Source organism: Salmonella sp. 741265073_HBA, assembly GCF_046569105.1.
GTDB lineage: Bacteria > Pseudomonadota > Gammaproteobacteria > Enterobacterales > Enterobacteriaceae > Salmonella > Salmonella enterica.
In genome coordinates this window covers 123,932-137,987 of sequence record NZ_JBKFRY010000011.1, presented here as the reverse complement: position 1 = coordinate 137,987, position 14,056 = coordinate 123,932, and the positions used below count along the sequence as shown (strand labels likewise).

Sequence of the window (14,056 nt, the reverse complement as noted above, 5' to 3'; positions counted from 1 at the left end):
GGGAAGCTTCTCAGGAGTAAAAGATGACCGCCCTTTCCCAACCGACGGCCATAGATGGCTATCGCTGGCTTAAAAATGACATTATTCGCGGCACTTATCAGCCGGATGAGAAACTGCGGATGAGTTTATTAACCGCCCGCTATGCGCTCGGCGTAGGGCCGCTGCGTGAGGCGCTGTCGCAACTGGTGGCGGAACGGCTGGTCACCGTGGTGAATCAAAAAGGCTATCGCGTGGCATCCATGTCAGAGGCGGAACTCCTCGATATTTTTGACGCGCGCGCCAATATGGAAGCGATGCTGGTACGCCTGGCGATTGAACGCGGCGATGATGCGTGGGAGGCGGAGATCCTGGCGCGAGCGCATATGCTCAGTAAACTGGAAGCCAGCGATGCCAGTGAACATATGCTCGATGAATGGGACCAGCGCCACCAGGCGTTCCATTCCGCCATTGTCGCCGGGTGCGGCTCCCACTATCTGCTACAGATGCGTGAACGCTTATTTGACCTGGCGGCCCGCTACCGCTTTATTTGGTTACGTGAAACCGTTCTGTCCGTCGAGATGCTGGAAGATAAACATATTCAGCATCACACGCTAACCGAAGCGATACTGGCGCGCGAGGCGGCACGCTCCAGCGAATTAATGCGTCAGCATTTGCTGACGCCGATTCCCATTATTCGCCAGGCGATGGCAGGAAAAATGTAGCCTGGCGCGGCCTGATAGCCATTATTCTTCAGGAATACGCAACACTTGTCCCGGATATATTTTTTCCGGGCTTTTCAGCATCGGTTTATTTGCCTCGAAGATTTTATTATACAGATTGGCGTTACCATACACTTGCTTTGAAATAGCGCTCAGGGTGTCGCCTGATTTTACGGTATAAAACTGACTTTCAGCCGCTGGCGTCGTGGTTTTAACCTGATCGTCAACGCTGCTAATCCCGGCGATATTCCCCACGGCAACCAGAATTTTTTCTTTTGCCTCCTGACTCAGCCCATCACCCGTCACTGTCGCTTTTCCATCCGCAATTTGCACATTCACTTTGTCAGCGTCGGGTATTCCCGTTTTATTTAAATGTTCCTGGACTTTTTTCGCCTGATCGTCCTTATCATGATTAGCGGTTACCGCGTCCCAGAGTTTTTCACCTGCATCTTTTACAAAATTGAAAAGTCCCATATTCACCTCGCTTGTCAAAAATACACACAAAGAAAAGTGTAGCAGAGGGAATGAGGTTATCCTGATAGGCGGCGCTTATGCGCCGCCGGTGGCCGGTAATTAATGACGCATCTGAACCCAAAATGCGTGGATAAGCCCCGGAATATATCCGAGTAATGTCAGCAGGATATTAAGGATAAATGCCCAACCGAACCCTTTTCCTAAAAGTACGCCGAGCGGAGGCAAAATAATCGTAAATACAATTCTCCAGAAACCCATATACACTCCATACAAGCAAAATTAGTCATTGTTTAAAAAGAGATTTTATCTCTAAGCATAGTCAGTTTACCTGAGCCTGCCAGTCACGCACCGCGCTTTTACCCTCCTTTACGCTCTTTACGCTCTTTACGCTGGCATTAGGTTGACGTTTATTTTAGAATTAACTAAATTTAGAAAATGCTTAAATAACTATGACAGAGCTTGAACAACTTCAGTCCAGCGCAGAACAGGCGGCGGCCCTGCTCAAAGCGATGAGCCACCCAAAAAGATTACTGATTTTATGTATGCTTTGCGGTTCGCCAAAAACCAGCGCAGGCGAACTGGCGCGCATTACCGGGCTAAGCCCCTCCGCGACGTCGCAACATCTGGCGCGGATGCGGGAAGAAGGACTGATTGATAGTCAACGCGATGCCCAGCGCATTCACTATTTCATTAAAAATGAGGCGGTTAATACGATTATCGCCACGTTAAAGAATCTCTATTGTCCATAAGGAGGCACGATGTCCATTGGGATAGTTTCCCCCCGTGAGGCGCAAGCGCTGATAGCGCAAGGCGCGAAACTGATTGATGTGCGCGACGCCGATGAATATCTGCGCGAGCATATTCCACATGCGCAACTGGCGCCGCTCTCCCGGCTTGAACAGGGCGATTTGCCCGCCAACCTGCGAGCGGAACAGATTATTTTTCACTGTCAGTCAGGTAAACGAACCAGCAGCAATGCAGCAAAACTACAGGCCATTGCCGCCCCTGCTCAGGTCAGTCTACTGGAAGGCGGCATCGACGGATGGAAAGCGGCAGGATTGCCCGTCACAGAAGACAAATCGCAACCGTTGCCACTGATGCGTCAGGTGCAAATCGCCGCCGGCGGGTTGACGTTGCTTGGGGTGATTCTGGGCTATACGATCCACGGCGGCTTTTTCCTCATTAGCGGTTTTGTCGGGGCCGGGTTAATGCTGGCAGGCATGACCGGCTTCTGCGGAATGGCGCGACTATTGGAAAAAATGCCCTGGAATACCCGTACTCATTAAGCGGTACCTTCACCGCGCGTCGGTAGGTGTGTAGTAGACTGAAGGCGGGTTTATAGCATTGTTCAACAGGAGGGCGTGATGTTCACACCAGGCGATTTTGTACAGCCCCGAATGGGTGGGCCGAAACTGAAAGTGATTGAAGTCAACGAGGATCATATTGTCGCGGTACAGGCCAGCAATGAGCAGGGCGAAAAATTGATCCTCAAAGCAGCAGATGTCACCCCCTATGGCGAAGAGGGCGATTTTGGCGTGTGCTGATTTATCAGAATGAGCATGGCGCAACGTTCCCTGAGTCCCGGTTAATAGAGACAGGAAACGCAGCGCCATCTGTTAAAGGTTATCCGTGATTAGATTAAGAAATCATCCAAAGATTTCCCCGCCGCCAGCGCCTGGGCAATCGGTTTAGGCGTACGACCTTGTCCGGTCCAGGTTTTTTCTTCGCCATTGAAATCAGTAAAACGATATTTTGCCGGACGCGGCTGGCGCTTTTTAGCAGAACGCGGCATTGCTGAATCCATGGCAAATAACTCTTCCGGGTTAATACCGTCTGCTTTCATCAGCTCCAGAAAGGCATTAATTTTCTCCTGCTTCTCGGCAAGCTGGCGTTGCTGCAATTCTTCTTCTTCGCGTCTTTCTTTAGTGACAACCCTGAATTTTTCGAGCATTTCTTCAAGAACGTCAATGGAGAATTCGCGAGCCATAGCGCGCAGCGTGCGGATATTATTTAAGTTCTGTAACATCAAATTCATATCAATAAAAACCTTTTAACGCAGAAAACAAAAAACTATTACAGGCGGTATTGTATGCGATTATTGATTATATTTCCAGATCCTAAAGTTCATACAGATATACTCAGTATAACTCGATTAATTATATTAATCTGTTAACCAGAAGGTTATATTCATTACCCCCTGTGTGTTTCAGGTTATTCTGCCTACGTATATCTGTAGGTTTCCCGTTCGGCTGTTTATACCCTTCATTCTTCAAGTTGCTTATGTGTTGGCTACGGACTACTCGGCCCATCCATGGGCCTCGCCCTGACGGGCCGTCGCACGCGACGTTCAAATCTGCTCCCGGCAGATTTGTCGCTCCCCACAGTCACATCGTTATCTATACTCCTGGGGACTCACTCCCTTGCCGCCTTTAAGCAACTCGAAATCCATAGCGTATATAGCGTATTGCGTATCTCAGTAACCACGGTGACCCTCACGGTGGCTGACCTTATACAGAAGTGAATATTTCAGCACAATAAGAGATTAACCATTCAAAAATCATCATCAGAGCTTTATGCTAAAAATCAGCCTGCAATATCTATAATTATGCTGAGAAAAGTAGAGCGCGTGCCGTTAGCCGAGAATACATCGCATCTGACAACATTTGGAATGTGGCTGAAAATCGCCAGAAAAACAATGCATTATAATGCATTGATTTAAAAGTAATTAATAACTAACAACAACGAAAATCTCGCCGCGAGCAAAAAACAAACAATAACAGAGTATTTTATCGACAAAAAGCCAATAAATAAAAATATTACACTAGTTGATAGTTATTATATAGGGATATACTCTATGCAAATACAAAAGTGCTTTATGATTTCACTACCAACCATCACCTCATTCTGATCGATACGCTACAAGGAGCATTAACATGTTCTCTCCACAGTCACGCTTGCGTCATGCCGTAGCAGACACGTTCGCGATGGTTGTTTACTGTTCTGTTGTGAACATGTTGATCGAGATATTCCTCTCCGGAATGAGCTTTGAGCAGTCGCTTTCTTCCAGGCTGGTGGCGATACCTGTCAACATTTTGATTGCATGGCCATACGGCGTTTACCGCGATCTGATTATGCGCGTCGCGCGTAAGGCAAGCCCGGCGGGATGGGCCAAAAACCTGGCGGATGTATTGGCTTATGTCACCTTTCAGTCACCCGTTTATATTATCATCTTGCTGACCGTCGGCGCCGGCTGGCATCAGATAGTGGCCGCCGTGAGTTCAAACATTGTTGTTTCAATGTTAATGGGCGCGGTTTATGGCTACTTCCTGGATTATTGTCGTCGCCTGTTTAAAGTGAGCAGCTATCATCAGGCTAAGGCATAAGTTAACGTCGCGACTGGCATTGCCAGTCGCGCTTTTAGTCGCTTTTTTCGTCGCCAAAAAGCCCGTTCAGATAACGTTCTAACGCTATTCGGGAGCTAAAGCCGTGGGGAATACCGTAATGTTCGTGGGTCTCGCCGCCTAAATAGAGCGGAAAATTTTGGTAATGATCGCAGGTTTTAATATCCGAAGCCGGGTCAGCCAGTGATGAGCTACGGTCTTTTAATCTGGGGTGAATGATCAGCGCGGTACGCCCCATACGCGCCTCGCGGTTAACATAAACATAATTCTCGCCGCGTCGATAACCATACGTCTTATTCGTCACCACATCGACGGTAAACCCTGCCTTTTCCAGTACCCGCGCCACCTCGTCAGGTCGTAAATACATATTTTATCCTCATTCTCTTTTACTGCGGGCTTACCTTACCCGATAGCGCGTTATCAACGCTTTCAGAAAAGTCCAGAAACGCATGATATCGCCGTAACAAGCCTCAGCAGGTAAAAATATGAACTACACTGAAAGCTACATCGAAATCAATGGAGGATCATATGCTTAACAAACCGAACCGAAACGACGTCGATGATGGTGTTCAGGATATTCAGAATGATGTCAATCGATTAGCCGACAGTCTGGAAGATGTCCTTAAATCCTGGGGAAGCGATGCGAAAGACGAAGCCGAGGCTGCGCGACGTAAAGCACAGGCGTTGTTGAAAGAGACCCGGGCGCGGATGCATGGACGTACTCGCGTAAAACAAGCCGCCTGTGATGCGATGGGGTGCGCGGATACGTTTGTGCGTGAAAAACCCTGGTGTAGCGTAGGAACCGCCGCAGCGGTGGGGATTTTTATCGGGGCGCTGCTTAGCCTGCGTCGCTAACGACGTGCCCTGCCGGATGGCGACATACTTTATTGGGCCTGCATCATTGCCGCAGGCCCAGGTCGCGCCATTCGGCGAAACGGTTACTGTATCGCCTGTCGAAGCTGCCATGCGACCTGTTTCGCCATGCCAGCGGAAGTAATATTGGCAAACGACAGTAAAATGCCCCCCTTTCCTGACGAAACCACTCGCCAACGGCTTAGCGCCTGTACCGCCAGTCCGGCCTGATTCGCTTTCGCTACCTGCGCTTTATCATCGCCTTCAACCTCAATGACTAATTGAATACCGCCTTTCTGTAATGTCACGACAAATCCCTGTTCTGCCAGCGCCTCTTCAATCCATAACCGTCGCTGAGCATAATGTTGACGCATCTTTTTCAGATGCCGCCAGAAATGGCCATCACGGATAAAATCAACCAGCGTGTGCTGCCATAACAACGGTACGCTACAGGGCATCAGCGACGCCTGCTGGCGGAAATGCTCAATCTGCTTTATCGGCACCACCAGCCAGGCGGTACGTAATGCCGGAAAGAGCGACTTACTGAACGTTCCGGCGTAAATCACTCGCTGCGGGGCATCCAGACTCTTGAGCGGCGGAAGCGGTTTACCGTGATAACGAAATTCGCTGTCGTAGTCATCTTCAATAATCCAGGCCTGCACATTCGCCGCCCATGCCAGAAGTTGCCGTCGGCGAGTTAACGACAGCGCCACCCCCAACGGACTTTGGTGGGCGGGCGTCACCAATGCAAAGCGCCCCTGCGGGCAATCCCGCATCCCCGCCGCGACATTCAGCCCATCGGCATCGACCGGAATCGGCGCCAGCGTAATCCCCTCCTGCGTTATCACCGGGCGAATTAACGGAAAGCCGGGATCTTCCACCCACATGCTGTCTCCCGGCACAGACAATGTACGCAGGATTAGCCGCATAGAATCCGCATAACCGGAGGTAATAAATACCTGTTCCGGCAGACATTCAATGCTACGCGAAACCCGCAGGTAATCGACTATCGCCTGGCGCAAAATCGCCTCGCCGCAGACGTCGCCTAATGCCAGATCGAAGCGCGTCTGCGTGCGCAACCGACGCCCCATTACTCGCGCCCACTTCTCGCGTGGAAAGAGATCCAGCGCCGGTAACCCCATCTGAAAGGGTTTCGGTTCCGGACTTTCTCCGGCAAAAACAGCGGGTATCGGCGGCGCCGTCTCAAACCGTAGAGCGTTGCTCACAAACGTGCCTGCCTGGCCACGTCGCTCCAGCCAGCCCTGCGCCACCAGCTCGCCATAGGCATTTTCCACCGTGGCGCGAGAAACGCCCAGTTCCTGCGCCCACGTTCGGCTGGAAGGCAAACGCGTTCCTGGCGCGAGTTCTCCTTGCTCAATGGCCGTTTTTAACTGACGAGCGATGTGCTGATAGCGCGGCATATGGTCTGCTTTTTCTGTAAAAATATGGCTCTCTTTTACAGACCATTATAGTGCTACAGTGCTCGTCATCAACACGAGGAGAAACATGATGACGACGTTACGCCAACCCTATTATGAACTGAGCCCGGAGGTTTACAGCGCTCTGGTGCAGGCGAAAAACGCGCTGGAAAAGAGCACGCTTGACCTCACTCTGATGGAGCTGATTTACCTGCGTGTTTCGCAAATAAATGGTTGTGCATTTTGCCTGGAGATGCACAGTAAAGCGCTGCGTAAGGCTGGCGTAAATCAAGCTAAATTAGATGCGCTGGCAGGATGGCGGGTAAGTCACCATTTCAGCGAGCAAGAGTGCGCGGCGTTAGCCTGGGCGGAATCGGTGACGTACATTGCTGAAACCCACGCCGAAGATAATGTTTACCTGCCGCTGCTCGATCATTTCAGCGCGCGTGAAATCAGCGATCTGACCTTCGCCATCGGTTTAATGAACTGCTTTAACCGTCTGGCGATCGGTATGCGAATGTGACGCATTGTTGCCGGATGGCGCAGATGTCAGCCAACTCTGTTATGCGTGAACCTGCAGGCCGGATCGGGCGTTCACGCCGCCATCCGGCAAAAATTAGCCATGCCGCCCCTACCCCGCTGCGTTCATCAGCGACGTTAAAATCAATCGAAAATTCCCATATCTTGTATGGTTGAATCTTAATTCAACTACATCTAGTATTTCCTGTATCAACACACGACAATCCGACGCGTTTCATCGCGCCGTTTTCTCATTTTAAATGGAAATACGAATCATGAGCATTACTATTTACACTCGCAATAACTGTGTTCAGTGCCACGCCACAAAGCGGGCGATGGAAAGCCGTGGATTTGAATTTGAGATGGTGAACGTCGATCTGGTGCCGGATGCAGCGGATACGCTCCGGGCGCAAGGATTTCGTCAATTACCGGTGGTGATGGCGGGCGATTTGATCTGGTCTGGCTTCCGCCCGGACATGATTAACCGTCTGCACCCGACACCCCACGCGGCAAACGCATGAGCGCGCTCGTCTACTTCTCCAGCAGCTCTGAAAATACGCACCGTTTTATGCAGCGTCTGGGGCTGCCTGCCACGCGTATTCCGCTCAATGAACGGGAGCGAATTCAGGTAGACGAACCGTACATTCTGGTTGTGCCGTCATACGGCGGCGGCGGGATGGCCGGTGCGGTGCCGCGACAGGTGATCCGCTTTTTAAATGATGAACACAACCGGGCGCGCATTCGCGGCGTCATTGCCTCCGGTAACCGCAATTTCGGCGATGCCTGGGGATGCGCTGGCGATGTGATAGCACAAAAATGCGGCGTTCCCTGGCTGTACCGCTTTGAGCTCATGGGCACACAACGCGACATCGATAACGTCCGAAAAGGAGTAAATGAATTTTGGCAACAACTATCCCGGAGCGCGTAATGCAGGAAACCATGGATTACCACGCCCTGAACGCGATGCTGAATCTTTATGATAAAGCAGGCCATATTCAGTTCGACAAGGACCAGCAGGCGATCGACGCCTTCTTTGCCGCCCACGTCCGCCCGCATTCCGTGACGTTTGCCAGCCAGCATGAACGTCTGGAAACGCTGGTTCGGGAAGGGTATTACGATGACGCTGTCCTCGCGCGTTACGACCGCGCCTTCGTCCTCCGCCTGTTCGAGCACGCCCACGCCAGCGGCTTTCGCTTCCAGACGTTTCTTGGCGCCTGGAAGTTCTATACCAGTTACACGCTGAAAACCTTCGACGGCAAACGTTATCTGGAACACTTTGAAGATCGGGTGACAATGGTGGCGTTGACGCTGGCGCAGGGTGACGAAACGCTGGCCACCCAACTGACCGATGAAATGCTTTCTGGTCGCTTTCAGCCCGCCACCCCGACTTTTTTAAATTGCGGTAAACAGCAGCGTGGGGAACTGGTCTCCTGCTTCCTGCTCCGTATCGAAGACAATATGGAGTCGATCGGGCGGGCGGTGAATTCGGCGCTGCAACTCTCCAAACGCGGCGGCGGCGTCGCGTTTTTACTCTCCAATCTGCGCGAGGCGGGCGCGCCGATCAAACGCATTGAGAATCAGTCTTCCGGCGTGAACCCGGTGATGAAAATGCTGGAAGACGCGTTTTCGTATGCCAACCAGCTTGGCGCGCGCCAGGGGGCCGGCGCGGTTTATCTCCATGCGCACCATCCGGATATTCTGCGTTTTCTGGATACCAAACGGGAAAATGCCGACGAAAAAATCCGGATCAAAACGCTCTCTCTCGGCGTGGTGATCCCGGATATCACCTTCCGGCTGGCGAAAGAAAACGCGCAAATGGCGCTCTTTTCGCCCTATGACGTACAACGACGCTACGGCAAACCGTTTGGCGATATCGCCATTAGCGAACGGTACGATGAATTAATTGCCGATCCGCACGTGCGTAAAACCTATATTAACGCCCGTGACTTTTTTCAAACACTGGCAGAGATTCAGTTCGAATCCGGGTATCCCTACATCATGTTTGAAGATACGGTAAACCGCGCGAATCCCATTGCTGGTCGCATTAATATGAGCAACCTGTGCTCGGAAATTTTACAGGTCAATAGCGCCTCCCGTTACGACGATAACCTTGACTATACCCACATCGGGCATGACATCTCCTGCAATCTCGGCTCGCTGAATATCGCTCACGTCATGGATTCACCGGACATTGGCCGTACCGTAGAAACCGCTATTCGCGGCCTGACGGCGGTGTCTGACATGAGCCATATACGCAGCGTGCCCTCAATAGCCACCGGTAATGCCGCCTCTCATGCCATCGGTCTGGGCCAGATGAATCTGCATGGCTATCTGGCGAGAGAAGGCATTGCCTACGGTTCGCCGGAGGCGTTGGATTTCACCAATTTCTATTTTTACACCATTACCTGGCATGCCGTGCATACTTCAATGCGGCTGGCCCGCGAACGCGGCAAAACCTTCGCCGGATTTGCGCAGTCGCGCTATGCCAGCGGCGACTATTTTACGCAGTATTTACAGGACGACTGGCAACCGAAAACGGCGAAAGTCAGGGCGCTATTTGCCCGCAGCGGCATTACGCTGCCCACACGCGAAATGTGGCTAAAGCTGCGCGACGATGTGATGCGCTATGGCATCTATAACCAAAATTTGCAGGCGGTGCCGCCGACCGGTTCGATTTCTTACATTAATCATGCGACCTCCAGCATTCATCCGATTGTGGCCAAAATTGAGATTCGCAAAGAGGGCAAAACCGGGCGTGTGTATTACCCCGCGCCGTTTATGACCAATGAAAACCTGGACATGTATCAGGATGCTTACGATATCGGTCCGGAAAAAATTATTGATACCTATGCCGAGGCCACGCGCCACGTCGATCAAGGACTGTCGCTCACCCTGTTTTTCCCCGATACCGCCACGACCCGCGATATCAACAAGGCGCAGATCTATGCCTGGCGGAAAGGTATTAAGTCACTGTATTACATCCGGCTTCGCCAGTTGGCGCTGGAAGGTACTGAAATTGAAGGCTGCGTATCCTGCGCGCTATAAGGAAAGCCATATGAAATTATCTCGTATTAGCGCCATCAACTGGAACAAGATCCAGGACGACAAAGATCTGGAGGTGTGGAACCGGCTGACCAGTAACTTCTGGCTGCCGGAAAAAGTGCCGTTATCGAATGATATTCCGGCCTGGCAGACGCTAAGCGCCGCCGAACAGCAGCTCACCATTCGCGTGTTTACGGGTCTTACGCTGCTCGACACTATCCAGAACATCGCAGGCGCGCCGTCGTTAATGGCAGATGCCATCACGCCGCATGAAGAGGCAGTACTGTCGAACATCAGCTTTATGGAAGCGGTACACGCCCGCTCTTACAGTTCTATTTTTTCCACGCTGTGCCAGACGAAAGAGGTTGATGCCGCCTACGCCTGGAGCGAAGAAAACCCGCCGCTACAGCGTAAGGCACAGATTATTTTGGCTCATTACGTCAGCGATGAACCGCTAAAGAAAAAGATTGCCAGCGTCTTTTTAGAGTCTTTTCTGTTCTATTCCGGCTTCTGGCTGCCGATGTATTTCTCCAGCCGCGGTAAGCTCACGAACACTGCCGACCTGATTCGTTTAATCATTCGCGATGAAGCGGTTCACGGTTATTATATTGGCTATAAGTATCAGATAGCGCTACAAAAACTATCGGCAATCGAGCGTGAAGAGTTAAAGCTTTTCGCGCTGGATTTGTTGATGGAACTGTACGACAACGAAATCTGCTACACAGAAGCGTTATATGCGGAAACCGGCTGGGTTAACGACGTCAAAGCCTTCTTGTGCTACAACGCCAATAAAGCCTTAATGAACCTGGGTTATGAGGCGTTATTTCCGCCGGAGATGGCAGACGTGAATCCCGCAATCCTTGCCGCGCTCTCGCCGAATGCCGACGAAAATCATGATTTCTTTTCCGGATCAGGTTCATCTTATGTGATGGGGAAAACAGTCGAAACCGAAGACGAAGACTGGAATTTTTAACCTTGCGGGCATGGGAAATAACGTTACATTTTCCATGCCTTTATTTCAGGCAATACCGGGTTAAATCGCGCAAATATTACAACATGTCCTACACTCAATACGAGTGAGATTATTCACCTGGATTCCACCAATTCAGGTGGATTTTTGCTGGTTGTCTCAAAAAATATCTCTCCCTCCCCATTCGCGTTCAGCCCTTATATCATGGGAAATCACAGCCGATAGCACCTCGCAATATTCATGCCAGAAGCAAATTCAGGGTTGTCTCAGATTCTGAGTATGTTAGGGTAGAAAAAGGTAACTATTTCTATCAGGTAACATATCGACATAAGTAAATAACAGGAATCATTCTATTGCATGGCAATTAAATTAGAAGTGAAGAATCTGTATAAAATATTTGGAGAGCATCCACAGCGTGCCTTCAAATATATTGAAAAGGGACTATCGAAAGAGCAAATACTGGAAAAAACGGGGCTATCGCTTGGCGTTAAAGACGCCAGTCTGGCCATTGAAGAAGGCGAGATATTTGTCATCATGGGATTATCCGGCTCGGGTAAATCCACAATGGTACGCCTTCTCAATCGCCTGATTGAACCCACCCGCGGGCAGGTACTGATTGACGGTGTTGATATTGCCAAAATATCAGACGCTGAGCTTCGCGAGGTGCGCAGGAAAAAGATTGCGATGGTCTTCCAGTCATTTGCGCTCATGCCACATATGACCGTGCTGGATAATACGGCATTCGGTATGGAATTAGCGGGCATCGCGGCGCAAGAGCGTCGAGAAAAAGCGCTGGACGCCTTGCGTCAGGTGGGGCTTGAGAATTACGCTCACGCCTATCCGGATGAACTTTCCGGTGGGATGCGTCAGCGTGTTGGGCTTGCCCGCGCGCTGGCAATCAACCCTGATATCTTATTAATGGATGAAGCGTTTTCCGCCCTCGATCCATTAATTCGTACCGAAATGCAGGATGAGCTGGTGAAATTACAGGCGAAACATCAGCGCACCATTGTCTTTATTTCCCACGATCTTGATGAGGCTATGCGTATTGGCGACAGGATTGCCATTATGCAAAATGGCGAGGTCGTACAGGTTGGTACGCCGGATGAGATCCTGAATAATCCGGCAAATGATTATGTCCGCACGTTCTTCCGTGGCGTGGATATTAGTCAGGTCTTTAGCGCCAAAGATATTGCCCGTCGCAGTCCGGTCGGCTTAATTCGTAAAACGCCAGGTTTCGGTCCCCGTTCGGCACTGAAATTATTACAGGACGAAGACCGTGAATATGGTTACGTCATTGAGCGTGGCAATAAATTCGTGGGCGTCGTGTCCATCGACTCATTAAAAGCGGCATTAAGCCAGGCGCAAGGGATTGAAGCGGCGCTTATCGACGACCCTTTAGTCGTTGATGCGCAAACCCCACTCAGCGAGTTGCTCTCTCACGTCGGCCAGGCGCCCTGCGCGGTGCCGGTTGTCGATGAAGAACACCAGTATGTTGGCATTATTTCAAAACGTATGTTGCTACAGGCTTTAGATCGCGAGGGGGGTAACAATGGCTGATCAAACGAATCCGTGGGATACCGCACAGGTGGCCGATACTACGACGCAAACGGCTGATGCCTGGGGAACACCGGCAGGCGTAGCCACGGACGGCGGCAGTACCGACTGGTTGAACAGCGCGCCCGCGCCAGCCCCTGAACACTTTTCTCTTCTGGACCCGTTCCATAAGACGCTTATCCCGCTGGATAGCTGGGTCACAGAGGGAATCGACTGGGTCGTCACCCATTTCCGTCCCCTTTTTCAGGGGATTCGTGTGCCGGTGGATTACATCCTTAACGGCTTTCAGCAACTGCTGCTGGGAATGCCCGCCCCTGTGGCGATTATTCTCTTTGCGCTGATTGCCTGGCAGGTTTCCGGTGTGGGCATGGGGATCGCGGCGCTGATATCGCTGATCGCCATCGGCGCGATCGGCGCCTGGTCGCAGGCGATGATTACCCTGGCGCTGGTGCTGACCGCCCTGTTGTTCTGCGTCGTGATCGGATTACCGATGGGAATCTGGCTGGCGCGCAGCCCGCGCGCGGCCAAAATAGTTCGTCCGCTGCTGGATGCGATGCAGACCACGCCCGCGTTTGTCTATCTGGTGCCGATTGTCATGTTATTCGGCATCGGTAACGTGCCGGGCGTGGTGGTGACGATTATTTTTGCTCTACCGCCGATTATACGCCTGACGATCCTGGGCATTAACCAGGTGCCTGCCGACTTAATTGAAGCGTCGCGCTCGTTCGGCGCCAGCCCGCGCCAAATGTTGTTCAAAGTGCAGCTACCGCTGGCGATGCCCACCATTATGGCAGGCGTTAATCAGACGCTGATGCTGGCTCTCTCGATGGTCGTCATCGCCTCGATGATTGCGGTCGGCGGGCTTGGCCAGATGGTACTACGCGGCATTGGTCGTCTTGATATGGGGCTGGCAACCGTCGGCGGCGTCGGCATTGTGATTCTCGCCATCATTCTGGACCGTCTGACGCAGGCCGTCGGGCGCGACTCGCGTAGCCGCGGTAACCGTCGCTGGTATACCACCGGTCCTGTTGGGCTAATCACCCGCCCTTTCGTTAAGTAACTCTCCTGACGCCCGGTGACATTGCGCTTACCGGGCTTACAACTCCCTACCATAATTAAAGGAAC

18 protein-coding genes are annotated in these 14,056 nt (G+C 51.5%); 13 read left to right on the top strand and 5 right to left on the bottom strand.

Annotation, left to right across the window (positions count from 1 at the left end; genetic code table 11):
- Positions 1-23: 23 nt before the first annotated feature.
- Positions 24-701 (top strand): DNA-binding transcriptional regulator CsiR, encoded by a 678-nt coding sequence (gene csiR / locus ACLD3P_RS15830; RefSeq protein WP_411006299.1) that lies wholly within the window; start codon positions 24-26, stop codon positions 699-701.
- Between the two features lie 21 nt (positions 702-722).
- Here the strand turns inward: csiR and lysM are convergent, their stop codons facing one another.
- Both lysM and ACLD3P_RS15820 read right to left on the bottom strand, forming a co-directional pair.
- Entirely contained in the window at positions 723-1,172 is a 450-nt protein-coding gene (gene lysM, locus ACLD3P_RS15825; RefSeq protein WP_000522406.1) for a peptidoglycan-binding protein LysM, read from the bottom strand.
- A 99-nt stretch (positions 1,173-1,271) separates the two neighbouring features.
- Positions 1,272-1,430, bottom strand: coding sequence for a YqaE/Pmp3 family membrane protein (locus tag ACLD3P_RS15820; protein WP_000508175.1), 159 nt, complete (start codon positions 1,428-1,430; stop codon positions 1,272-1,274).
- A 191-nt stretch (positions 1,431-1,621) separates the two neighbouring features.
- On the opposite strand from ACLD3P_RS15820, the gene ACLD3P_RS15815 reads away from it, so the two are divergent.
- The 3 genes from ACLD3P_RS15815 to ACLD3P_RS15805 all read left to right on the top strand — a co-directional run bounded on the left by ACLD3P_RS15815 (position 1,622) and on the right by ACLD3P_RS15805 (position 2,716).
- Positions 1,622-1,921, top strand: a complete 300-nt coding sequence (locus ACLD3P_RS15815) for an ArsR/SmtB family transcription factor (RefSeq protein WP_001749413.1) — start codon at positions 1,622-1,624, stop codon at positions 1,919-1,921.
- A gap of 9 nt (positions 1,922-1,930) precedes the next feature.
- On the top strand, positions 1,931-2,458 hold the full coding sequence (locus ACLD3P_RS15810; RefSeq protein ID WP_057394620.1) for a rhodanese family protein: 528 nt from the start codon (positions 1,931-1,933) through the stop codon (positions 2,456-2,458).
- Between the two features lie 78 nt (positions 2,459-2,536).
- Entirely contained in the window at positions 2,537-2,716 is a 180-nt protein-coding gene (locus tag ACLD3P_RS15805) for a hypothetical protein (protein WP_411006298.1), read from the top strand.
- An 89-nt stretch (positions 2,717-2,805) separates the two neighbouring features.
- On the opposite strand, the gene stpA is transcribed toward ACLD3P_RS15805, so the two are convergent.
- Positions 2,806-3,207, bottom strand: a complete 402-nt coding sequence (gene stpA / locus ACLD3P_RS15800) for a DNA-binding protein StpA (protein WP_001051100.1) — start codon at positions 3,205-3,207, stop codon at positions 2,806-2,808.
- Between the two features lie 898 nt (positions 3,208-4,105).
- Between stpA and alaE the strand changes: the two genes are divergently transcribed.
- Positions 4,106-4,555 (top strand): L-alanine exporter AlaE, encoded by a 450-nt coding sequence (gene alaE, locus ACLD3P_RS15795; RefSeq protein ID WP_000492669.1) that lies wholly within the window; start codon positions 4,106-4,108, stop codon positions 4,553-4,555.
- Between the two features lie 34 nt (positions 4,556-4,589).
- Here alaE and ACLD3P_RS15790 read toward each other — a convergent pair whose 3' ends face one another.
- A complete protein-coding gene (locus ACLD3P_RS15790; protein WP_000281304.1) occupies positions 4,590-4,940 on the bottom strand; it encodes a DUF2002 family protein in 351 nt (116 codons plus the stop codon).
- A gap of 161 nt (positions 4,941-5,101) precedes the next feature.
- On the opposite strand from ACLD3P_RS15790, the gene ACLD3P_RS15785 reads away from it, so the two are divergent.
- Positions 5,102-5,428: a DUF883 domain-containing protein gene (locus tag ACLD3P_RS15785; RefSeq protein WP_001650455.1), complete on the top strand. Its 327-nt coding sequence runs from the start codon at positions 5,102-5,104 to the stop codon at positions 5,426-5,428.
- Between the two features lie 83 nt (positions 5,429-5,511).
- Here ACLD3P_RS15785 and ACLD3P_RS15780 read toward each other — a convergent pair whose 3' ends face one another.
- Positions 5,512-6,846 carry a PLP-dependent aminotransferase family protein gene (locus ACLD3P_RS15780; protein ID WP_411006297.1) on the bottom strand — a complete coding sequence of 445 codons (1,335 nt, stop codon included), beginning with the start codon at positions 6,844-6,846 and terminating at the stop codon, positions 5,512-5,514.
- 88 nt (positions 6,847-6,934) lie between these two features.
- Between ACLD3P_RS15780 and ACLD3P_RS15775 the strand changes: the two genes are divergently transcribed.
- The 7 genes from ACLD3P_RS15775 to proW all read left to right on the top strand — a co-directional run bounded on the left by ACLD3P_RS15775 (position 6,935) and on the right by proW (position 13,991).
- Positions 6,935-7,366, top strand: a complete 432-nt coding sequence (locus tag ACLD3P_RS15775; RefSeq protein ID WP_000209809.1) for a carboxymuconolactone decarboxylase family protein — start codon at positions 6,935-6,937, stop codon at positions 7,364-7,366.
- Between the two features lie 271 nt (positions 7,367-7,637).
- The gene (nrdH, locus tag ACLD3P_RS15770) at positions 7,638-7,883 is read left to right on the top strand and encodes a glutaredoxin-like protein NrdH (RefSeq protein WP_079981835.1); all 246 of its coding nucleotides are present in this window, start codon (positions 7,638-7,640) and stop codon (positions 7,881-7,883) included.
- Positions 7,880-8,290, top strand: a complete 411-nt coding sequence (gene nrdI, locus ACLD3P_RS15765; RefSeq protein WP_001275402.1) for a class Ib ribonucleoside-diphosphate reductase assembly flavoprotein NrdI — start codon at positions 7,880-7,882, stop codon at positions 8,288-8,290. Before nrdH ends, nrdI begins: the two co-directional genes overlap by 4 nt.
- Positions 8,290-10,407, top strand: a complete 2,118-nt coding sequence (gene nrdE / locus ACLD3P_RS15760) for a class 1b ribonucleoside-diphosphate reductase subunit alpha (protein ID WP_411006304.1) — start codon at positions 8,290-8,292, stop codon at positions 10,405-10,407. The genes nrdI and nrdE overlap by 1 nt, the downstream gene beginning before the upstream one ends.
- Positions 10,408-10,417: 10 nt before the next feature.
- On the top strand, positions 10,418-11,377 hold the full coding sequence (gene nrdF, locus ACLD3P_RS15755; RefSeq protein WP_000777901.1) for a class 1b ribonucleoside-diphosphate reductase subunit beta: 960 nt from the start codon (positions 10,418-10,420) through the stop codon (positions 11,375-11,377).
- A 354-nt stretch (positions 11,378-11,731) separates the two neighbouring features.
- Positions 11,732-12,934, top strand: a complete 1,203-nt coding sequence (gene proV, locus ACLD3P_RS15750) for a glycine betaine/L-proline ABC transporter ATP-binding protein ProV (RefSeq protein WP_000985529.1) — start codon at positions 11,732-11,734, stop codon at positions 12,932-12,934.
- Positions 12,927-13,991 (top strand): glycine betaine/L-proline ABC transporter permease ProW, encoded by a 1,065-nt coding sequence (gene proW, locus ACLD3P_RS15745; protein WP_000775015.1) that lies wholly within the window; start codon positions 12,927-12,929, stop codon positions 13,989-13,991. The genes proV and proW overlap by 8 nt, the downstream gene beginning before the upstream one ends.
- Positions 13,992-14,056: the final 65 nt, after the last annotated feature.

Coding starts and splice junctions, on each gene's coding strand:
- csiR (WP_411006299.1), top strand. CDS start 24: ATGACCGCCCTTTCCCAACCGACGGCCATAGATGGCTATCGCTGGCTT.
- lysM (WP_000522406.1), bottom strand. CDS start 1,172: ATGGGACTTTTCAATTTTGTAAAAGATGCAGGTGAAAAACTCTGGGAC.
- ACLD3P_RS15820 (WP_000508175.1), bottom strand. CDS start 1,430: ATGGGTTTCTGGAGAATTGTATTTACGATTATTTTGCCTCCGCTCGGC.
- ACLD3P_RS15815 (WP_001749413.1), top strand. CDS start 1,622: ATGACAGAGCTTGAACAACTTCAGTCCAGCGCAGAACAGGCGGCGGCC.
- ACLD3P_RS15810 (WP_057394620.1), top strand. CDS start 1,931: ATGTCCATTGGGATAGTTTCCCCCCGTGAGGCGCAAGCGCTGATAGCG.
- ACLD3P_RS15805 (WP_411006298.1), top strand. CDS start 2,537: ATGTTCACACCAGGCGATTTTGTACAGCCCCGAATGGGTGGGCCGAAA.
- stpA (WP_001051100.1), bottom strand. CDS start 3,207: ATGAATTTGATGTTACAGAACTTAAATAATATCCGCACGCTGCGCGCT.
- alaE (WP_000492669.1), top strand. CDS start 4,106: ATGTTCTCTCCACAGTCACGCTTGCGTCATGCCGTAGCAGACACGTTC.
- ACLD3P_RS15790 (WP_000281304.1), bottom strand. CDS start 4,940: ATGTATTTACGACCTGACGAGGTGGCGCGGGTACTGGAAAAGGCAGGG.
- ACLD3P_RS15785 (WP_001650455.1), top strand. CDS start 5,102: ATGCTTAACAAACCGAACCGAAACGACGTCGATGATGGTGTTCAGGAT.
- ACLD3P_RS15780 (WP_411006297.1), bottom strand. CDS start 6,846: ATGCCGCGCTATCAGCACATCGCTCGTCAGTTAAAAACGGCCATTGAG.
- ACLD3P_RS15775 (WP_000209809.1), top strand. CDS start 6,935: ATGACGACGTTACGCCAACCCTATTATGAACTGAGCCCGGAGGTTTAC.
- nrdH (WP_079981835.1), top strand. CDS start 7,638: ATGAGCATTACTATTTACACTCGCAATAACTGTGTTCAGTGCCACGCC.
- nrdI (WP_001275402.1), top strand. CDS start 7,880: ATGAGCGCGCTCGTCTACTTCTCCAGCAGCTCTGAAAATACGCACCGT.
- nrdE (WP_411006304.1), top strand. CDS start 8,290: ATGCAGGAAACCATGGATTACCACGCCCTGAACGCGATGCTGAATCTT.
- nrdF (WP_000777901.1), top strand. CDS start 10,418: ATGAAATTATCTCGTATTAGCGCCATCAACTGGAACAAGATCCAGGAC.
- proV (WP_000985529.1), top strand. CDS start 11,732: ATGGCAATTAAATTAGAAGTGAAGAATCTGTATAAAATATTTGGAGAG.
- proW (WP_000775015.1), top strand. CDS start 12,927: ATGGCTGATCAAACGAATCCGTGGGATACCGCACAGGTGGCCGATACT.